This is a genomic window from Achromobacter sp. MUI-25009338, assembly GCF_057359325.1.
This window is the reverse complement of record NZ_CM170627.1, coordinates 4,723,501-4,742,548: the sequence shown is the minus strand read 5'-3', so window position 1 is coordinate 4,742,548 and position 19,048 is coordinate 4,723,501. Positions and strand designations below refer to the sequence as shown.

General features: G+C 65.9%; 16 protein-coding genes and 1 tRNA gene. 13 read left to right on the top strand and 4 right to left on the bottom strand.

Annotated elements, in window-relative coordinates; all coding sequences use genetic code 11:
* Window positions 1–16 precede the first annotated feature (16 nt).
* A complete protein-coding gene (locus AC1IQ6_RS22390) occupies window positions 17–865 on the bottom strand; it encodes an IclR family transcriptional regulator (RefSeq protein ID WP_102774248.1) in 849 nt (282 codons plus the stop codon).
* Window positions 866–1,022: 157 nt separating this feature from the next.
* On the opposite strand from AC1IQ6_RS22390, the gene AC1IQ6_RS22385 reads away from it, so the two are divergent.
* Genes AC1IQ6_RS22385 through AC1IQ6_RS22370 form a run of 4 tightly spaced genes read left to right on the top strand, consistent with a single transcriptional unit; the run spans window position 1,023 to window position 5,283 of the window.
* Complete coding sequence (locus AC1IQ6_RS22385) at window positions 1,023–2,675, top strand: MFS transporter (protein WP_111826492.1); 1,653 nt, start codon at window positions 1,023–1,025, stop codon at window positions 2,673–2,675.
* Between the two features lie 14 nt (window positions 2,676–2,689).
* The gene (locus AC1IQ6_RS22380) at window positions 2,690–3,646 is read left to right on the top strand and encodes a carbon-nitrogen hydrolase family protein (RefSeq protein ID WP_102774250.1); all 957 of its coding nucleotides are present in this window, start codon (window positions 2,690–2,692) and stop codon (window positions 3,644–3,646) included.
* 3 nt (window positions 3,647–3,649) lie between these two features.
* Window positions 3,650–4,267, top strand: coding sequence for a flavin reductase family protein (locus AC1IQ6_RS22375; RefSeq protein WP_485865322.1), 618 nt, complete (start codon window positions 3,650–3,652; stop codon window positions 4,265–4,267).
* 50 nt (window positions 4,268–4,317) lie between these two features.
* A complete protein-coding gene (locus tag AC1IQ6_RS22370) occupies window positions 4,318–5,283 on the top strand; it encodes an OmpA family protein (protein ID WP_111826493.1) in 966 nt (321 codons plus the stop codon).
* A 64-nt stretch (window positions 5,284–5,347) separates the two neighbouring features.
* Here AC1IQ6_RS22370 and AC1IQ6_RS22365 read toward each other — a convergent pair.
* A tRNA-Ser gene (locus tag AC1IQ6_RS22365) sits at window positions 5,348–5,438 on the bottom strand.
* A 265-nt stretch (window positions 5,439–5,703) separates the two neighbouring features.
* Here AC1IQ6_RS22365 and AC1IQ6_RS22360 point away from each other — a divergent pair.
* From AC1IQ6_RS22360 to yaaA, 3 genes are all read left to right on the top strand, one after another.
* Window positions 5,704–6,912: a cation:proton antiporter domain-containing protein gene (locus AC1IQ6_RS22360; protein WP_102774547.1), complete on the top strand. Its 1,209-nt coding sequence runs from the start codon at window positions 5,704–5,706 to the stop codon at window positions 6,910–6,912.
* Between the two features lie 103 nt (window positions 6,913–7,015).
* The gene (locus AC1IQ6_RS22355; RefSeq protein WP_111826494.1) at window positions 7,016–7,798 is read left to right on the top strand and encodes a 3-hydroxybutyrate dehydrogenase; all 783 of its coding nucleotides are present in this window, start codon (window positions 7,016–7,018) and stop codon (window positions 7,796–7,798) included.
* A gap of 16 nt (window positions 7,799–7,814) precedes the next feature.
* Window positions 7,815–8,585 carry a peroxide stress protein YaaA gene (gene yaaA / locus AC1IQ6_RS22350; RefSeq protein WP_102774254.1) on the top strand — a complete coding sequence of 257 codons (771 nt, stop codon included), beginning with the start codon at window positions 7,815–7,817 and terminating at the stop codon, window positions 8,583–8,585.
* Window positions 8,586–8,600: 15 nt separating this feature from the next.
* Here yaaA and AC1IQ6_RS22345 read toward each other — a convergent pair whose 3' ends face one another.
* Complete coding sequence (locus AC1IQ6_RS22345; protein ID WP_102774255.1) at window positions 8,601–10,823, bottom strand: FUSC family protein; 2,223 nt, start codon at window positions 10,821–10,823, stop codon at window positions 8,601–8,603.
* A gap of 457 nt (window positions 10,824–11,280) precedes the next feature.
* Here AC1IQ6_RS22345 and AC1IQ6_RS22340 point away from each other — a divergent pair, with 457 nt between their 5' ends.
* From AC1IQ6_RS22340 to pssA, 4 genes are all read left to right on the top strand, one after another.
* Entirely contained in the window at window positions 11,281–12,996 is a 1,716-nt protein-coding gene (locus tag AC1IQ6_RS22340; RefSeq protein ID WP_102774256.1) for an acetolactate synthase 3 catalytic subunit, read from the top strand.
* A gap of 11 nt (window positions 12,997–13,007) precedes the next feature.
* Window positions 13,008–13,499, top strand: coding sequence for an acetolactate synthase small subunit (gene ilvN / locus AC1IQ6_RS22335; protein WP_102774257.1), 492 nt, complete (start codon window positions 13,008–13,010; stop codon window positions 13,497–13,499).
* Between the two features lie 59 nt (window positions 13,500–13,558).
* Window positions 13,559–14,575 carry a ketol-acid reductoisomerase gene (ilvC, locus tag AC1IQ6_RS22330; protein WP_102774258.1) on the top strand — a complete coding sequence of 339 codons (1,017 nt, stop codon included), beginning with the start codon at window positions 13,559–13,561 and terminating at the stop codon, window positions 14,573–14,575.
* Between the two features lie 177 nt (window positions 14,576–14,752).
* Complete coding sequence (pssA, locus tag AC1IQ6_RS22325; protein WP_102774259.1) at window positions 14,753–15,526, top strand: CDP-diacylglycerol--serine O-phosphatidyltransferase; 774 nt, start codon at window positions 14,753–14,755, stop codon at window positions 15,524–15,526.
* A gap of 69 nt (window positions 15,527–15,595) precedes the next feature.
* Here pssA and AC1IQ6_RS22320 read toward each other — a convergent pair whose 3' ends face one another.
* Window positions 15,596–16,114, bottom strand: coding sequence for a hypothetical protein (locus AC1IQ6_RS22320; protein ID WP_102774260.1), 519 nt, complete (start codon window positions 16,112–16,114; stop codon window positions 15,596–15,598).
* A 340-nt stretch (window positions 16,115–16,454) separates the two neighbouring features.
* Here AC1IQ6_RS22320 and rpsO point away from each other — a divergent pair, with 340 nt between their 5' ends.
* Both rpsO and pnp read left to right on the top strand, forming a co-directional pair.
* The gene (gene rpsO, locus AC1IQ6_RS22315; protein WP_006223612.1) at window positions 16,455–16,724 is read left to right on the top strand and encodes a 30S ribosomal protein S15; all 270 of its coding nucleotides are present in this window, start codon (window positions 16,455–16,457) and stop codon (window positions 16,722–16,724) included.
* Window positions 16,725–16,814: 90 nt separating this feature from the next.
* On the top strand, window positions 16,815–18,977 hold the full coding sequence (gene pnp, locus AC1IQ6_RS22310) for a polyribonucleotide nucleotidyltransferase (RefSeq protein ID WP_102774261.1): 2,163 nt from the start codon (window positions 16,815–16,817) through the stop codon (window positions 18,975–18,977).
* Window positions 18,978–19,048: the final 71 nt, after the last annotated feature.

Below are 19,048 nucleotides of genomic sequence, written 5' to 3'. Positions count from 1 at the left end.
GCCGCGGGCGGGCCGCTCAGCCCCCGGCGGGGGCCGCCCAGCCGGCCGAGGCCGAGATCGAGCGCGCCTTCTCGCCGAGCAGGCGCGCGGTCTCGGACTGCAGATCGTCGTCGATGGAACCGACCGGTCCCATCAGCGTGATGGCGGCCTTCATTTCGCCCAGCATGTCGAAAATGGGCGCCGACAGCGACGTGAAATGCGGCAGCAGCGCGTCGCGGCAGCGGCTCAGGCCGTGCTTGAGCACCTCGTCGCGGATGGCCTGCACGTCCTGCAGCGTGTACGAGCTGCCCGCCGCGCCGCCGGCGCCCTCGGGCACCGACGAGGCCATTTCCTGCTCCAGCAGCTCGCGCGTGCTGGCTTGCGGCAGATGCGCCAGGAAGTTGCGGCCCAGCGCCGACGACAGCAGCGGCAGCACGCTGCCCACGCGCAATTCCAGCAGCGGCCGGCTGCGGCTGCCCTCGACCCGGTAGACGATGGTCGGACCCTTGTTGCCCCAGACGCCCAGGAACACCGTCTGGCCGGTGATCGCGGCCACCTCGGCCATGACCGGCCGGGCCGTGGTGAAGACGTCGAACTGCTCCAGCGCCGCCAGTCCCAGCCGCAAGGCATAAGGGCCCAGGCCGTAATGGCCGGTGTCCGCGTGCTGCTGCACCACGCCCACCTTCTGGAAACTCACCAGGTAGTAATGGACGTTGGGCACCGTCAGTTCACAGGCCTGCGCGATTTCCTTCAACGGGATCGGGCGGCCGGCCTTGCGGATCAGGTCCAGGATGCGGAACCCCACTTCGATCGACTGGATGCCTCTGCGCGCGGCGGCTGGCGCTTTTTCTGCGTTTTCATCGACCTTGCCGGCGGGCCTAGCCATGACTGCCTCCTCTGTTTCTGGCGGGAGTGTAGCAGCGGCGCCAGGGGCCTTCCGGGGCCGCGTGCCGGGTTTTCCCCAGCTTTTTTAGTCCCGGCTTTAGATTTGATAATAGTTAATGACTACAGCAGTATCAATCTAAGTGATCGGGAAAGCAGGCATGGACGCGAATATTGCAATGCAGCATCCGGGTGGCGCGCAGACGCTCAGCCGCAAAGAGGAACGCCAGGTCGTGGTGGCATCGACCCTCGGCACCTTGTTCGAGTGGTACGACTTTTTCATCTATGGAACCCTGGCCGTCTTCATGAGCCAGGTGCTGTTTCCGCAGGACAATCCGACCGTGGCGCTGCTGGCGGCGCTGGGCGCGCTGGCGGTGGGCTTCATCATCCGGCCGCTGGGCGCGGTGCTGTTCGGCTATCTCGGCGACAGGCTCGGGCGCAAGTACACCTTCCTGATCACGGTGGTGATGATGGGCGGGGCGACCGTGCTGATCGGCTGCCTGCCCACCTATGAATCGGCGGGCCACCTGTCGTGGATACTGCTGCTGACGCTGCGCGTGGTGCAGGGCCTGGCCGTGGGCGGCGAATACGGCGGCGCGGTGATCTATGTGGCCGAGCATTGCGAGCCGCGGCGCCGCGGCCTGTTGACCGGCTGGATCCAGATCACCTCGTCGGCCGGGCTGATCCTGTCGCTGGTCGTGATCCTGTGCACCCAGGCCGCGATGAGCGCCGAGGACTTCCGCCAATGGGGCTGGCGCCTGCCGTTCATTCTGTCGATCGTGATGCTGGCGATTTCCATCTATGTGCGCGCCAGGCTGCACGAGTCGCCCGTGTTCACGCGCATGAAGCAGCAGAACCGCCTGTCGAAGAATCCGGTCAAGGAGACCTTCGGCCAATGGTCCAGCCTGCGCCTGGTGCTGCTGGCGCTGGTCGGCGTCACCGCCGGCCAGGGCGCGACCTATTTCACCGGCCAGTTCTACGTCATGATCTTCCTGCAGCAGGCGGTGCAGCTGGACCAGACCAGCGTGTACACGCTGATCCTGATCGGCTTCATCATCGGCGCGCCGACCTTCGTGCTGTTCGGCTGGCTGTCCGACCGCATCGGCCGCAAGTGGATCATGATGGCCGGCCTGTTCATCGCCGCCATCGGCTACCACGCCATGTTCGACGTGCTGCTCAAGGCCGGCAATCCCGCCCTGGCGCAGGCCATGCAGACCACGCCGGTGCGCGTGCATGCCGATGTCGGTGGCGGCGCCTGCGACTTCGGATTGCAGGCGGCGATGGTGGGCAGCCATGCCGACCACAAGAAAGTCTGCGTGCAGGCCAAGAAATTCCTGGTCGCCAAGGGCATCAACTTCGAGTACGCCGAGCCGCTGCCGGGCCAGGAGATCGCCATGAGCGTGGGCGGCCAGACCGTCAACGGCTTCGACCGGGCCGGCTACGCCGCCGCGCTGGCCGCCGCCGGCTACCCCGAGCGCGCCGATCCGGCGCGAGTCGACAACACCGTCATCGTGCTGATCCTGGTGCTGATGACCGCCGTGGTCGCCATGGTCTATGGCCCGGTCGCGGCCTACCTGGTGGAGCTGTTTCCGGCCCGCATCCGCTATACGGCGCTATCCTTCCCGTACCACATCGGCGCCGGCATCTTCGGCGGCATCGTGCCCTTTACCGCGACCTACCTGGCCCAGGCCAGCGGCAATATCTTCGGCGGCCTGATGTACCCGGTCGCCGTGACGGCGGTGGTCGGCGTCATCGGCAGCCTGTTGCTGCCCAACACCCGCGCCACGGCCATCGACGAAGACCCGACGCACTGAGAGAGAGAAGAGACATGTCCGTGCAACCCAGATTCAAGGCCGCCGTCATTCAGGCGGCGTCCATCCCCACCGACAGCCTCGCCTGCGCCCGCAAGGCGGCGGCGCTGATCCGCCAGGCGGCCGAGCAGGGCGCGCGGGTGCAGGTGTTCCCCGAAGCGTTCCTGGGCGGCTATCCCAAGGGCAACTCCTTCGGCGCGCCGATAGGCATGCGCAAGCCCGAAGGCCGCGACGCCTACGCCAGCTACCACCGCCAGGCCGTGCGCCTGGACGGCGAGGAAGTCGCGCTGATCGCGCAGGCCGCGGCCGATACCGACAGCTTCGTGGTCATGGGCTGCATCGAAGCCGACGGCGGCACGCTGTACTGCACCGTGCTGTACTTCAACGGCCAGCAGGGCCTGGCGGGCAAGCACCGCAAACTCATGCCCACGGCCGGCGAGCGCCTGGTGTGGGGGTTCGGCGACGGCTCGACCCTGCCGGTGTTCGACACGCCCTACGGCAAGATCGGCGCGGTCATCTGCTGGGAAAACTACATGCCCATGCTGCGCATGTACATGTACGGCCAGGGCGTGGCGCTGTATTGCGCGCCCACCGCCGACGACCGCGACTCCTGGATTCCCAGCATGCGCCACATCGCGCTGGAAGGGCGTTGCTACGTGCTGACCTCGTGCCAGCACCTGCGCCGCGACGCCTATCCCGACGACTTCGAATGCGCGCTGGGCGACAAGCCGGACACGGTGCTGATGCGCGGCGGCAGCGCCATCATCGACCCGCTGGGCGAAGTGCTGGCCGGGCCGGACTACTCGGGCGAGACGATTCTGTACGCGGACATCGACCCCAACCAGATCCTGCGCGGCAAGTTCGATTTCGACGTCGCCGGCCACTACGCGCGGCCCGACGTCTTCCAGCTGCAGGTCGACACCCGCGCCAAGCGTCCGGTGTCGGCGCTGGACGACGGCCGGCAGGAGGCCTGACCCATGCATTTCGATTTCAGCGCCTTGCCGGCGCAGACGGTCTACAACCTGCTGACCTCGACCGTCACCCCGCGTCCGATCGCGTGGCTCACCACCATCTCCGGCAAGGGCGTGGTGAACGCGGCGCCCTTCAGCTTTTTCAACGTCATGGGGCACCAGCCGCCCACGGTGGCCATCGGGCTGATGCGCCATGCCAACGGCGAGTTCAAGGACTCCGGCGCCAACATCATCGAGAACTGCGAGTTCGTCGTGAACCTGGTGCCCGAGTCCCTGGTCCGGCAGATGAACCAGACCTGCGCCGACTATCCGCCCGAGGTGGACGAACTGGCGGCGGCCGGCCTGACCGCCAGGCCGGCCATCCACGTGCGCCCGCCCCTGATCGAGGGCAGCCCGGTGTCGTTGGAATGCGTCAGCCAGGCCACGGTCGTGACCGGCCCGCGCCAGATCGTGGTGATCGGCCGCGTGCTGGGGGCGCACGTCGACGACGCGTACGTGCGCGACGCCGCCCGCGGCCACGTGGATACGCCGGCCCTGGGGCTGATCGCGCGCATGCACGGGGGCGGCTGGTATGCTCGCTCCTCGGACCTGTTCCAACTGGCCCGGCCCACGGCGCCGGTCTGAGGAAACGCGGGTCTTCAACCCAGGATTTCGGCGCAAGGAGGCCCGGCCCGATGGCATGTGTTGCAAGTAGCGTTCGTTGCGCCCTGCTGGGCGCGGCACTGATGGCGGCGGCGCTGCCGGGCCATGCGGCAGACGTGGCGGGCTCCAGGGACCACCCGCTGGTGGGGCGTTTCTCGGGCGCGCAGATCAACGCCTACAAACAGCTGGATTACGACGAAGCGCTGGCGCCCGACCGGGCCATCCCCAAGGAGTCCGAGGCCAAGGCCCTGGCGCTCGAAGGCAAGGTCACGCGCATCGGCTATCGCATCGACGGCGGCAAGTCGGCGCTCGAGGTCTACCGCAATTACCAGGACACCTTGCAGGCGGGCGGCTTCAAGACCGTCTTCGAGTGCAAGGGCGACGAGCAGTGCGGCGGGGATTTCCAGTCCTACGTCTTCAACAGCGGCAAAGTCAGCCCGCTCGGCCACGGCGACGCCGTCTTTGGCGGCAAGTACTACGCCATGCTTGCCAGGAAGCAGGCGCCGTCGGGCGACGTCTATGCGTTCCTGGACGTCATGCAGGACGAAGCCAACAAACGCACGCCGGTGTTCCTGCAGGTGGTCGAACTCAAGGCCATGCAGACGGGCCAGGTCGAATTGCCCGACGCGACGGCCATGCAGAAAGCGCTGACCGAGTCCGGCAGGGTCGCCGTCTATGGCGTGTATTTCGATACCGACAAGGCCGAGGTCAAGGCCGATTCCAAGGCCGCGCTGGACGAAATGGGCAAGCTGCTGCAGGCCAATCCCGCGCTCAAGGTCTACATCGTCGGCCATACCGACAACCAGGGCAGCCTGGCGCGCAACATGGACCTGTCGCAAAAGCGGGCGGACGCCGTGGCCAAGGCATTGGCCGAGTCTTACCGCATTCCCGCCGGCCGGCTGTCGGCCAAGGGCGTGGCATCGCTCGCGCCCGTGGCGTCCAACGACGCCGAGGAAGGCCGCGCCCGGAACCGGCGCGTGGAGCTGGTGAAGCAATAGGGAGAGGTGCCCGGGTCACCGACAGAAAAAAGGCCAATCCCGAGGGATTGGCCTTTTTGAATACTGGCGGAGAGGGTGGGATTCGAACCCACGGTACGGGGATACCGTACGCCTGATTTCGAGTCAGGTACATTCGACCACTCTGCCACCTCTCCTTTTCGCTATTGATGTTCCGATGACGGCGAAAGCCGGATCTTGCGATCCACACTATCCAGCTTCTGGCGAAAGATCCCTGGTCGGAAGAATCTTCGTCGTCGAACTAGCGAAGCCCGCAATTCTACAGGATTTTTTTCGTTTGTGTAAAGGGGGCTGAAAAAAGCCCGCCACGGGGGTTTTAACTAACTACCGGTGCCGCCGTTCTTTGCCCAGAATCCCGGCAACGCCGGCGCATCGCGCCGGTCTTTCCGCTCCCTTGCGCCCATGGATCTGATCCTCATCCTCCTGCTTGCGGCCGTGCTGTGCGTGCCCATCACCCAGCAGCTGGGGCTGGGCGCCATTCCGGGTTACCTGATCGCCGGCATCCTGGTGGGGCCGTCCTGCCTGAAGCTGGTGACCAACGTGGACACCATGATCGGGGTGTCGCAGTGGGGCGTGGTGATGATGCTGTTCATCATCGGGCTGGAACTGTCGCCCAGGCGGCTGTGGGCCATGCGCAACGAGGTGTTCGTCCTGGGTTCGCTGCAGATGCTGGTCTGCGGGCTGCTGCTGGGCGTGGTGTTCGGCGCGGCGCTGCGGCACCTGGCCGGGATGAGCTGGCAGGCGGCGGTGCTTTGCGGCCTGTCGCTGGCGCTGTCGTCCACGGCGGTGGCCCTGCGCCTGCTGGAGGAACGCGGCCTGACGCGGATGCCGCTGGGGCGGTCGGCGCTGGGGGTGCTGCTGTTCCAGGACATGGCGGCGATACCGATGCTGGTGGCGGCCGGCCTGATGGGATCGGACGGAAGCTCGGCGCCGTCGTTCAAGGAGGCGCTGATCGCCGTGGCCGTGGTCGCCGCGGCTCACCACTTGCGTCTGCTGGGCTGGGCCGCGCGCGCGCAGTTGAACGAGCTGTTCACCGCCGCGGCGCTGCTGATGGTGGTGGGCGCCGCCCAGCTGTTCGACTATGCCGGGCTGTCGGCCGGCCTGGGCGGGTTCCTGGCGGGGGTGCTGATGGCCGAGTCGCGCTACCGCGACGAACTGGAAAAGGCCATCGACCCGTTCAAGGGCTTGCTGCTGGGCCTGTTTTTCGTGGCCATCGGCATGTCGGTGAACCTGAAAGTGGTGCAGCATCATTGGCTGTTCATCGTCGTCGGGGTCACCGCGCTGCTGCTGGTCAAGGGCGCGGTGCTGTACGGCTTCGCGCGCTTTCTGGGGCTGCCGCGCTACCACCGGCTGCTGTTCGCCGTGGCGCTGGCGCAGGGCGGCGAATTCAGCTTCGCCATCTTCAACGAAGCCTGGGACAACCATCTGGTGGACCTGGAACAGCGCGACGTGCTTTCCGTGGTGGTCGCCATCTCCATGGGCGTGGTGCCGGTGCTGATCAAGCTGCTCGAGCGCATCCCGGAAAACCGCGGCGGCATGGCCGAGCTGCCGGCCGTCCAGCCGCCCGCCGACGAGGCCGGCACGCCGCGCGATCCGCCTTCCGCGGCTTGACCCTGACGGTCTTGCGGGCATGGCATGATGGCCGACATGCGGGGCAGCTACACTTGACGCCTGCTTCGCTTTCCGCCCCATGCGAGATCACAGGAGAACGTCCATGTTCAAAGGAAAAGTCGCCCTCGTCACCGGTTCCACCAGCGGTATCGGCCTGGGCATCGCCACGGCCTTCGCCGCGCAAGGCGCCGATATCGTCCTGAATGGTTTCGGCGACGCGGCCGAGATCGAAAAAGTCCGCGCCGGCCTGGCCGAAAAACATGGCGTGAAGGTGATCTACGACGGCGCCGACCTGTCCAAGGGCGAGGCCGTGCGCGGCCTGATCGAGAACGCCGTGCGCCAGCTGGGCCGCATCGACATCCTGGTCAACAACGCCGGCATCCAGCACACCGCGCCGATCGAGGAATTCCCGGTCGAGAAATGGGACGCCATCCTGGCGCTGAACCTGTCGGCCGTGTTCCACGGCACCGCCGCCGCGCTGCCGCACATGAAGAAGCAGGGCTTCGGCCGCATCATCAACATCGCTTCGGCGCACGGCCTGGTGGCCTCGGCCTACAAGTCGGCCTACGTGGCCGCCAAGCATGGCGTGGTGGGCTTCACCAAGGTCACGGCGCTGGAGACGGCCGGCCAGGGCATTACCGCCAACGCCATCTGCCCGGGCTGGGTCCGCACCCCGCTGGTGGAAAAGCAGATCACCGCGCTGGCCGAAAAGAACGGCATCGACCAGGAAGCCGCCGCGCGCGAACTGCTGGGCGAAAAGCAGCCGTCGCTGCAATTCGTGACGCCGGAACAACTGGGCGGCACCGCCGTGTTCCTGGCCTCCGACGCCGCGGCCCAAATCACTGGAACGTCCGTCTCGGTCGATGGCGGCTGGACGGCGCGCTGAACAAAGGAAACCCGCAATGCTGTTTTTGCTTTCCCCCGCCAAGAAGCTGGACTACGACTCGCCGCTGCACATCGAGACGCATACCCAGCCGCTGTTCGTGGACCAGGCCGCCGGCCTGATCAAGGTGCTGAAGACCAAGTCGGCCGAGGACATTGCCGAGCTCATGAGCCTGAGTCCGGCGCTGTCGGAGCTGAACGTGCAGCGCTACGCCCACTGGAAGCGCAGCTTCACCCAGGCCAATTCGCGCCAGGCGGTGCTGGCCTTCAACGGCGACGTGTACGAAGGGCTGGAAGCCTCGACCCTCTCGGCCAAGCAGCTGGACTGGGCGCAGGAGCACGTCGCCATCCTGAGCGGCCTGTATGGCGTGCTGCGTCCGCTGGACCTGATGCAGCCGTACCGGCTGGAAATGGGCACGCGCCTGCAGACGCCCAAGGGCAAGAACCTGTACGAATACTGGGGCAGCGCCATCGCCGACTACCTCAACGAACGCCAGGCCGGCCAGAAGGCGCCGGTGGTGGTCAACCTGGCGTCCGAGGAGTACTTCAAGTCGGTCGACCTGAAGACCCTGAAGGCGCGCGTGGTGCAGTGCGTGTTCCAGGACTGGAAAAACGGCGCCTGGAAGGTCATCAGCTTCCATGCCAAGCGCGCGCGCGGCCTGATGGCGCGCTACGCCATCCTGCACAAGGTCTCCAAGCCGGAAGGCCTGCAGGGCTTCGACCTGGAAGGCTATGCGTATGACGCTTCAGCTTCGTCGGCGGACAAGCTGGTGTTCCGGCGCAAGGCGTAATACGGGGGGCGGCGCTCAGGCCGCCACCGCCATCTGCGGCGCGTGGGCGGGATCTTCCAGCGCCTGCAGTTCCTGGCGGATCATGTGGGCGGCCTTCAGTATCTGCTTGATGGGATAGACCAGCGCGGCCTGTTCGCCTTCGGTGTCGAACTGGGTGGGCAGGTCGGCGGGCGGCTGGGCGCGGCTCTGGTCCAGCAGCCCGGCCACGCCGTTCAAGGCCCGCTGCACGGCCTCGGGCGTGGCGGGCAGGGCGGCCAGGATGGGAATGGCCGCCGTGATCTGCGAGGCCAGCACGTGGTTCTGGATCAGCAGGTTGTTCAGCTCCGGCACGTTCACCTGGTGCGACTTGGGCTCGCTCATCATCCGGTAGAAGGCTTCGGCGAAATTGCTGAACGCGATGTGCACGTTCTTGCGTCCCAGCCGCCACGCCAGGTCGGCGTCGGTCACGGCGGGCGTGTCGCCGGCGGCCGCGCCCACGGGGGCGCCGTGGGCCTGCATCGCCTCGACGTAGCGCAGGCCCGCCAGCAGGTATTCGCGGTTGGCGCGTGTGGCCGCCGCGGCCAGCGGGCGCAGGTAGCGCGCTTCCCACCAGGGCAGGATATAGCTGCAGACCAGCGCCAGCGCGCAGCCCAGCAGCGTGTCCAGCGCGCGTTCGCCGATCACCGCCATGGACACCGTGCCCGGCGAGACGAAGTGGAACACCAGCACCACGAACAGCGTATTGAAGATGGCGCTGGCCATGTAGTTGAGCTGCACCAGGCTGTTGCCCATGATGCATGCGCCCAGCAGCACGGCGAACAGGATTTCGGGCTGGTCGGTCAGGTGGAACAGCAGCAGGGCGCCCAGGCAGCCTATCAGCGTGCCCATCAGCCGCCAGCCGTTGCGCTGGCGCGTGAGCGCGAAGCCCGGCTTCATGATGATGACGATGGTCAGCATGATCCAGTAGCTGTGCGACGAGAACGCCGGCGACAGCCAGCGGCTGGCCAGCGTCATGGCGATCGCGGCCGCCGCCGTGACCCGCAGCGCGTAGCGGAAGTGCGGCGAGTCCAGCCGCAGGTTGCTGGTCAGCAGCCCCAGGCGGAATTCCTGGCGCGAAATGAAGCGCGTGAGCGACTTGTTGATGCGTAGCACGTCGGTGGGCTTGGCGTCCGGCGAGGCGGCGGTGTGGTCGGCGAGCCGGTCGACGATGCGCGCCGAATTGCGCAGGCGGCGCAGCACCTGGATGATGAGCGCCAGCATCTCGGGCTCGCGCTCGCCCAGGCCCTGCTGCTTGAGCTGTTCGATCTCGTACTCGATGGCGCGCAACTCGGCCTTGGCGCTGCTGCGGTACTGCACCTTGCGTCCGCGCGACACGTCCAGCGCGATGCGGTTGAGCTCCAGCGACATCTTCACCAGCGCGTCGCGCATGAACATCAGGCAGTCGTTGCCGGCCAGCGCGCGGCGCAGCGCCGCGTAGTCGGTGTGCGTGGCCACCAGCGTGTCCAGGAGCAGCAGCATGTCGACGAACATGTTCCAGATCATCACGCGCTGGCGGTCGCCCAGGCCCTTGCCGCGGGGCAGGGCGCGCAGCACCATGTCGCGCGCGGCCTGGTGCTTGTCGGTCATGACGGACTGGCGCTGGATCAGGTCGCGGTAGGCCTCGTCCAGGTCCGACGTGGTGTCGTAGAAGGCGGCCCGGGCGGCGACGTAGTCGGCGGTGGCGAACAGCGCCACCGACATGGCCTGCTGCTCTTCGCGCAGCCAGAACAGGCGCGAAAAGCCCAGGCTGAACACCAGGTAGAACAGCGCGCCGCCCAGCGTGGCCGTGGCGTGCGCCAGCACCTCGTGCGGCTGCAGCGGCGTATGCATGGTCAGCGTCATCAGCAGCAGGCCGGCGAAGCCGATCAGCCCGCCGCGCTTGCCGAACACGCTGAACATGGAATAGACGAAGCACTGCGCGATGACCGCCAGCCAGATCAGCACCGGATAGCTGGACGCCAGCCCCGTGATGACCACGGTCAGGGTGCCTAGCGCCGCGCCGCCCAGCATTTCGTTGGTGCGGTGGCGCTGCGGGCCGCCGGGCTGGTCGATGATGGCCAGGCACTGCGCGCCGAAGGTCGCCACCAGGCCCGTCGTGTAATTGCCGAACAGGCCGCCCACCACCAGCACGGGCAACAGCATCCCCACCCCCTGGCGCACCCCGCCGAAGAAGTAGTGGCTGTAGAGGAAGCGGCGGATGCTGGCGATGCGCAAATCCATGGGCGGGCTCGATTCTGGGCGACGGGATAAGTATAGAGAGACTGTGGATTTTTTCGGGGTCGGATGGTTACCGAAACTTCCACGCAACGCCGATTTGCCACCTTTGACGCAACGCGGTAAATTCCCCCACTTGCGCCGGCCCGCTATCCGAAGCCGGTGCGTTGAGGCGGATGGCCAGGGTCACCTCCCAGCCCTCCCGCAGCAGTTACACCTGCCGTTGGCCGCGCCACAAGCGTGTGTTGCCAAGGCTTCCATTTCGACCTCCAGCGTCCCCCAGGGGCGTTTGCACTGCGTTCTGTCGAGCGTGTGCCGGGTCGGCAGGGTGTCCGGGTGGCGTGGCTCCGTGAGCCGCTAAGCGCCGGATCATGTTGCCGCAGCCGGTATGGGTTCAGTTGCCGTCGTATCCGGGCGGGCAGCAGACAGGGTTTGCAGGGCCGGTTTTGAAAGGAATGACAACATGGAACTGAATGGCGCCGATATCGTCGTGCGCTGCCTGGCCGAAGAAGGCGTGGAACACGTTTTCGGCTACCCCGGCGGCGCGGTGCTCTACATCTACGACGCGATTTTCAAGCAAGACAAATTCCAGCATATCCTGGTGCGCCACGAGCAGGCTGCCGTGCACGCCGCCGATGCCTATTCGCGCTCGTCGCAAAAGGTCGGCGTCTGCATCGTGACCAGCGGCCCCGGCGTGACCAATGCCGTCACCGGCATCGCCACCGCCTACATGGACTCCATCCCGATGGTCATCATCAGCGGGCAGGTGCCCACTGCGGCCATCGGCGAAGACGCCTTCCAGGAATGCGACACCGTCGGCATCACGCGCCCCTGCGTCAAGCACAATTTCCTGGTGCGCGACGTCAAGGACCTGGCCGAGACCATGCGCCGCGCGTTCTACATCGCGCGCACCGGCCGTCCCGGCCCGGTGCTGGTGGACATCCCCAAGGACATCACCGTCGCGCAGTGCAAGTACGCGCCGCCCAAGGGCGAAATCTCGATGCGCTCCTACGCGCCCGTCAACAAGGGCCACCAGGGGCAGATCAAGAAAGCCGTGCAGATGCTGCTGTCGGCCGAGCGCCCGATGATCTACACGGGCGGCGGCGTGATCCTGTCGGACGCCGCTCCCGAACTGAACAAGCTCGTCACGCAGCTGGGCGCGCCGTGCACCAGCACCCTGATGGGACTGGGCGGCTATCCCGCCAGCAGCGGCCAGTTCGTGGGCATGCCCGGCATGCACGGCACCTACGAAGCCAATATGGCGATGCAGCACTGCGACGTGCTGCTGGCCATCGGCGCGCGCTTCGACGACCGCGTGATCGGCAATCCCAAGCACTTCGCGCAGAACGCCCGCAAGATCATCCACATCGACATCGACCCCTCGTCGATCTCCAAGCGCGTGCGCGTGGACGTGCCGATCGTGGGCAACGTGAAGGACGTGCTGGCCGATCTCAGCACCCAGTACGACATTGCCGCGGCCGAACACAAGCCCGCCTCCATCGCCAAATGGTGGGAGCAGGTCGAGGCCTGGCGCGGCAAGGAATGCCTGAAGTACGCCAACTCGGACGAGGTCATCAAGCCGCAGTTCGTGGTGGAAAAGCTCTGGGAAGTGACCGGCGGCGACGCCTTCGTCACCTCCGACGTGGGCCAGCACCAGATGTGGGCGGCCCAGTACTACAAGTTCGACAAGCCGCGCCGCTGGATCAATTCCGGCGGCCTGGGCACCATGGGCGTGGGCCTGCCCTATGCCATGGGCGTGCAGATGGCCAATCCGGGCAGCGACGTGGCCGTGATCACCGGCGAGGCGTCCATCCAGATGAACATCCAGGAGCTGTCGACCTGCCACCAGTACCGCCTGACGCCGAAGATCGTCTGCCTGAACAACCGCTTCCTGGGCATGGTCCGGCAGTGGCAGCAGATCGACTACGGTTCGCGCTATTCCGAGTCCTACATGGATTCGCTGCCCGATTTCGTCAAGGTGGCCGAGGCCTATGGCCACGTGGGCCTGCGCATCGAGCGCCCGGCCGACGTCGAGCCGGCGCTGCGCGAAGCGTTCAAGAAGCACAAGGACCGCCTGGTCTTCCTGGACTTCATCACCGACCGCACCGAAAACGTGTGGCCGATGGTCAAGGCCGGCCGCGGGCTGACCGAAATGCTGCTCGGCTCTGAAGACCTGTAAGGAGGCCACCCATGAAGCATGTGATTTCCGTCCTCCTCGAAAACGAACCCGGCGCGCTGTCGCGCGTGGTGGGTCTGTTTTCCGCGCGGGGCTACAACATCGAGACCCTGACCGTGGCGCCCACCGAGGACGCCACCCTGTCGCGCATGACCATCGTGACCACCGGGTCCGACGAGATCATCGAGCAGATCACCAAGCACCTGAACCGCCTGGTGGACGTGGTCAAGGTCGTCGATCTGACCGAGGGCGCGCACATCGAACGCGAGCTGATGCTGGTGAAAGTGCGGGCCGTCGGCAAGGAGCGCGAGGAAATGAAGCGCATGGCGGACATCTTCCGCGGCCGCATCATCGACGTGACCGACAAGTCCTACACCATCGAACTGACGGGGGTGCAGGAAAAAGTACAGGCCTTCCTGGAGGCCCTGGACCGCAGTGCCATCCTGGAAACCGTGCGCACCGGCGTGTCCGGCATCGGACGCGGCGAACGGATTCTGAAGCTTTGACCGCCGCACCCTACATCTGAACTGAAAAAATCCAAAATACTGGAATCTGGAGCACAACCATGAAAGTTTTCTACGACAAAGACTGCGATCTCTCCCTCATCAAAGGCAAGACCGTCGCCATCATCGGCTACGGTTCGCAAGGCCATGCGCACGCGCAGAACCTGCATGACTCGGGCGTGAAGGTCGTGGTCGGCCTGCGCAAGGGCGGCGCCTCGTGGAACAAGGCCGCCAACGCCGGCCTGGAAGTCAAGGAAGTCGCCGAGGCCGTCAAGTCGGCCGACATCGTCATGATGCTGCTGCCCGACGAGAACATCGCCGCCGTCTACAACAAGGAAGTGCACGCCAACATCAAGGCCGGCGCCGCGCTGGCCTTCGCCCACGGCTTCAACGTGCACTACGGCCAGGTCGTGCCGCGCGAAGACATCGACGTCATCATGATCGCACCGAAGGCTCCGGGCCACACCGTGCGCAACACCTACAAGCAGGGCGGCGGCGTGCCGCACCTGGTGGCCGTGTACCAGGACAAGTCGGGCGCCGCGCGCGACGTGGCCCTGTCGTACGCCAGCGCCAACGGCGGCGGCCGCGCCGGCATCATCGAAACCAACTTCCGCGAAGAAACCGAAACCGACCTGTTCGGCGAACAGGCCGTGCTGTGCGGCGGCACCGTCGAACTGATCAAGGCCGGTTTCGACACGCTGGTGGAAGCCGGCTACGCGCCCGAAATGGCCTACTTCGAGTGCCTGCACGAGCTGAAGCTGATCGTCGACCTGATCTACGAAGGCGGCATCGCCAACATGAACTACTCGATCTCGAACAACGCCGAATTCGGCGAATACGAGACCGGCCCGAAGATCGTCACCGACGAGACCCGCAAGGCCATGCGCCAGTGCCTGACGGACATCCAGACCGGCGAATACGCCAAGAAGTTCATCCTGGAAAACGCCGCCGGCGCCCCGACGCTGACCTCGCGCCGCCGCATCAACGCGGAATCGCAGATCGAAGTGGTGGGCGGCAAGCTGCGCGCCATGATGCCCTGGATCGCCGCCAACAAGCTGGTGGACAAGTCCAAGAACTGATCCCTTTGCGGCGCGGGGCCCGTTCCCCGCGCAATCAGGGTCAAAACGGCATGCCCGCGGGGCATGCCTTTTTTTTCGGGTATTCGACTGGCTAATGCCGGGCACGCCGCTTGCGGCGGCCCGCAAGCGGGGCCAGATGGGTTAACCTTTGAAAGTCCGTTGTAAGTTATTGAGACCATGCCCAATTTTTCCATGCGCGATTCCGAGAATCGCCACCGAAGCATCTACCTGCTGCCCAACGCGTTCACCACCGCGGCGTTGTTCGCGGGGTTCTACGCCGTCGTGCAGGCCATGAACGATCGCTTCGAAGTCGCCGCCATCGCCATATTCGTCGCCATGGTGCTGGACGGCATGGACGGCCGCGTGGCGCGGCTGACCAACACGCAGTCGGCCTTCGGCGAGCAATACGACTCGCTGTCCGACATGACCTCGTTCGGCGTGGCCCCGGCGCTGGTGATGTACGAATGGATCCTGAACGACCTGGGCCGCTGGGGCTGGCTGGCCGCCTTCGTCTACGTGTCGGGCGCGGCGCTGCGCCTGGCGCGCTTCAACACCAATATCGCCGTGGTCGACAAGCGCTATTTCCAGGGCCTGCCCAGCCCGGCCGCGGCCGCGCTGGTGGCCGGCTTCGTCTGGCTGGCGGTGGACAACAAGCTGCCCATCCACGACAGCCTGATGGCCTGGGTGGCGTTCACGCTGACCATGTACGCCGGCATCACCATGGTGTCGAACGCGCCGTTCTTCAGCGGCAAGAGCTTCGCGCTGGGCCGCAGCGTGCCGTTCTGGGGCATCCTGCTGGTGGTGGCGGTCTTCGTGTTCGTCTCCAGCGATCCCCCGGTCGTGCTGTTCGGCCTGTTCGTGCTCTACGGCCTGTCGGGCTGGATCACCTGGGCCTGGCGCTGGAACCGGGCGCGCCGCCTGACGCAGGAACGCCGCAACCATACTTCCTGACCGCCGCCCGCCCGTAAACACAAAACCCGCCGACGAACCGGCGGGTTTTGTTTTGGGCCGGGCCCGGCGCTACCACCACATGAAGCGGTCTTCGTCGTACATGGGGTCGGGGCCGGGGTGGAAATGCGTGACCTTGTTGCCGTCGCGGCCCATGTATACGTACATGAGCGAGTTCCACACACCGTTCTCTTTGTAGCGGTACGACCACACCACCTCGCGTTTTTCGCCCAGGCCGGTTTCCTCGATGCGGGCCGGCGGGCCGAATTCGCAGCGCACCCGGTCGGGGCTCCAGTCGCCCTGTTCCAGCACCTTGAAGTGCGCGTCCGTCAGCAGCGGCAGCACGCGGTCCACGCGGCCGTCGGCGCCCACGTTGGTGCCCCAGGCGTACTGGCCCATGGGCTGCTGCGTCCAGATGACGCGGCGCCCGCCGTTGGCCTGCGGACATTCGAAATTCGGGTTGCCGAACTGGGTCAGGACCTCGCCGTAAGGGGTGCCCGGCTGTATCTGGGCCATGTTGGCGCAGGCCGACAGGCCGGCCAGCGCGGCGGCGGCCAGCGCGCCGCGGGCGATCTTGTAGTATTTGGACATATTCATCTCCTGCGAAGCTCGGTTCGCGGCCGTCCAGCCGGGCCCGAAAGGGAGAGGCGGGCGGCGCATTGGGGTAATTCTAGCGAATCGGCTATAATCATCGAGCTTTATCAAGTGTATTGATTTGAGCAAGGTATTTAAGCAAGTACTTTGTGCCGGCCACAGCAACCGGAAAGTGCATCGAAAGTCGGGCGTCGAAGCTCGCCTGAGCACGTTTCAGGGCGCTGTTTGAGTCATCATTGGCAGCAGTGAGAAAGCGAATACAGCCAGGCTCGCACAAATTTTTTTCCAAACCACGTCAGGGCGCCTCGGCCCTGTCGCATGTCCGAAGAGGTCATTAATGTCTGTTGCTGACATCAAGAAATCCGATATCGTTGCGCAATTCCAACGCGCTCAAGGCGATACCGGCTCCCCCGAAGTCCAGGTGGCTCTGCTCACCGCCCGTATCAACGAGCTGACCGGTCACTTCAAAGAACACATGAAGGATCACCACTCGCGCCGCGGTCTGCTGCGCATGGTCAGCCGTCGCCGCAAGCTGCTCGACTACCTCAAGGGCCGCAATCCCGATTCGTACCGCGCACTGATCGAAAAACTCGGTCTGCGCAAGTGATCGACGGGGCTGGCTCCCCATGACGCAACCGTGGTCGGTGCGACGCATGTCGCGGCGGCCACGGTTTTTCATTTGTAAGGAATAATCGTCATGTTCAATAAAGTGACAAAATCGTTCCAGTACGGCCAGCACACGGTCGTCCTGGAAACCGGCGAGATCGCCCGCCAGGCTTCTGGCGCCGTGATGGTGTCGATCGAGGACACCGTCGTCCTGGCCACTGTCGTGGCTTCCAAGAAGGCCAAGCCGGGCCAGACGTTCTTCCCGCTGACCGTCGACTACATCGAAAAGACCTACGCCGCCGGCCGCATTCCCGGCGGCTTCTTCAAGCGCGAAGGCAAGCCGTCCGAGAAGGAAACGCTGACCTCGCGCCTGATCGACCGTCCCCTGCGTCCGCTGTTCCCCGAAGACTTCTACAACGAAGTCCAGGTGGTCATCCACACGCTGTCGGTCAATCCCGAAATCGATCCCGACATCGCCGCCATGATCGGCGCCTCGGCCGCGCTGGCCATTTCGGGCATCCCGTTCAACGGCCCGATCGGCGCCGCCCGCGTGGGCTACATCGATGGCCAGTACGCCATCAACCCGACCGCCTCGCAGCTGAAGTCGTCGCAGCTGGACCTGGTCGTCGCCGGCACCGAGAACGCCGTGCTGATGGTGGAATCGGAAGCCCGCGAGCTGTCCGAAGAAATCATGCTGGGCGGCGTGGTCTACGGCCACGAGCAGATGCAGGCCGTCATCAACGCCATCCACGAACTGGTCAAGGAAGCCGGCAAGCCCGATTGGGACTGGCAGCCGCCGGCCAAGGACGAGGCCCTGATCGCCGCCGTCACCGCCGCCGCCCAGGAAGGCCTGAGCGCCGCCTACCAGATCCGCGAAAAGCAGGCCCGCACCACGCAGCTGCGCGAAGTCTACGCCAGCGTGTCGGAGAAGCTGAACGCCGCCGCCGCCGAGAAGGGCGAGCCGGCCCCGGACGCCGTGACCGTCGACAACATCCTGTTCTCGCTGGAATCGGCCATCGTCCGCGGCCAGATCCTCAACGGCGAGCCGCGCATCGACGGCCGCGACACCCGCACCGTGCGTCCGATCAGCGTGCGCCTGGGCGTGCTGCCCCGCGCGCACGGCAGCGCGCTGTTCACCCGCGGCGAAACCCAGGCGCTGGTCGTCGCCACGCTGGGCACCAAGCAGGATGAGCAGATCATCGACGCGCTCATGGGCGAGTACCGCGACCGCTTCATGCTGCACTACAACATGCCTCCGTTCGCCACCGGCGAAACGGGCCGCATCGGCGTGCCCAAGCGCCGCGAAATCGGCCACGGCCGCCTGGCCAAGCGCGCGCTGATCCCGCTGCTGCCGGCGCCCGAGGACTTCCAGTACACCATCCGCATCGTGTCGGAAATCACCGAGTCCAACGGCTCCTCGTCGATGGCTTCGGTCTGCGGCGGCTCGCTGGCCATGATGGACGCCGGCGTGCCGGTCAAGGATCACGTGGCCGGCGTGGCCATGGGCCTGATCCTGGACGGCGGCAAGTTCGCCGTGCTGACCGACATCCTGGGCGACGAAGATCACCTGGGCGACATGGACTTCAAGGTCGCGGGCACCGAGAACGGCGTCACCGCGCTCCAGATGGACATCAAGATCCAGGGCATCACCAAGGAAATCATGCAGGTGGCGCTGGCCCAGGCCCGCGAAGGCCGCCTGCACATCCTGGGCAAGATGAAGGAAGCCCTGGACGGTTCGCGCGGCGAGTTGTCGGCTTTCGCCCCGCGCATGCTGACCATCAAGATCAACCCCGAGAAGATCCGCGACGTGATCGGCAAGGGCGGCGCCACCATCCGCGCGCTGACCGAAGAAACCGGCACGCAGATCGACATCTCCGACGACGGCACGATCGTGATCGCCAGCGTCGACGAAGCGCAGGCCAAGGAAGCCCAGCGCCGCATCGTCGAGCTGACCGCCGACGTCGAAGTGGGCCAGATCTACGAAGGCTCGGTGCTGCGCCTGCTGGACTTCGGCGCCATCGTGCAGGTGCTGCCGGGCCGCGACGGCCTGCTGCACATCTCGGAGATCGCCAACTACCGCATCGCCAACATCAACGATGTGCTGAAGGTCGGCCAGCAGGTCCGCGTCAAGGTCATCGAGGCCGACGACAAGGGCCGCCTGCGCCTGTCGATCAAGGCCATCGGCGGCATCGAGCAGCAGCAGGCCGCTGCCGCTCCGGAAGCCGCCCCGCAATCGGAACCGCAAGCCGAATAAGCCTGCGCGACCGGTAGCCAGGAACGGCGCCCCTCGGGGCGCCGTTTTTCATTCTGTAGCCGGCCGCGGCC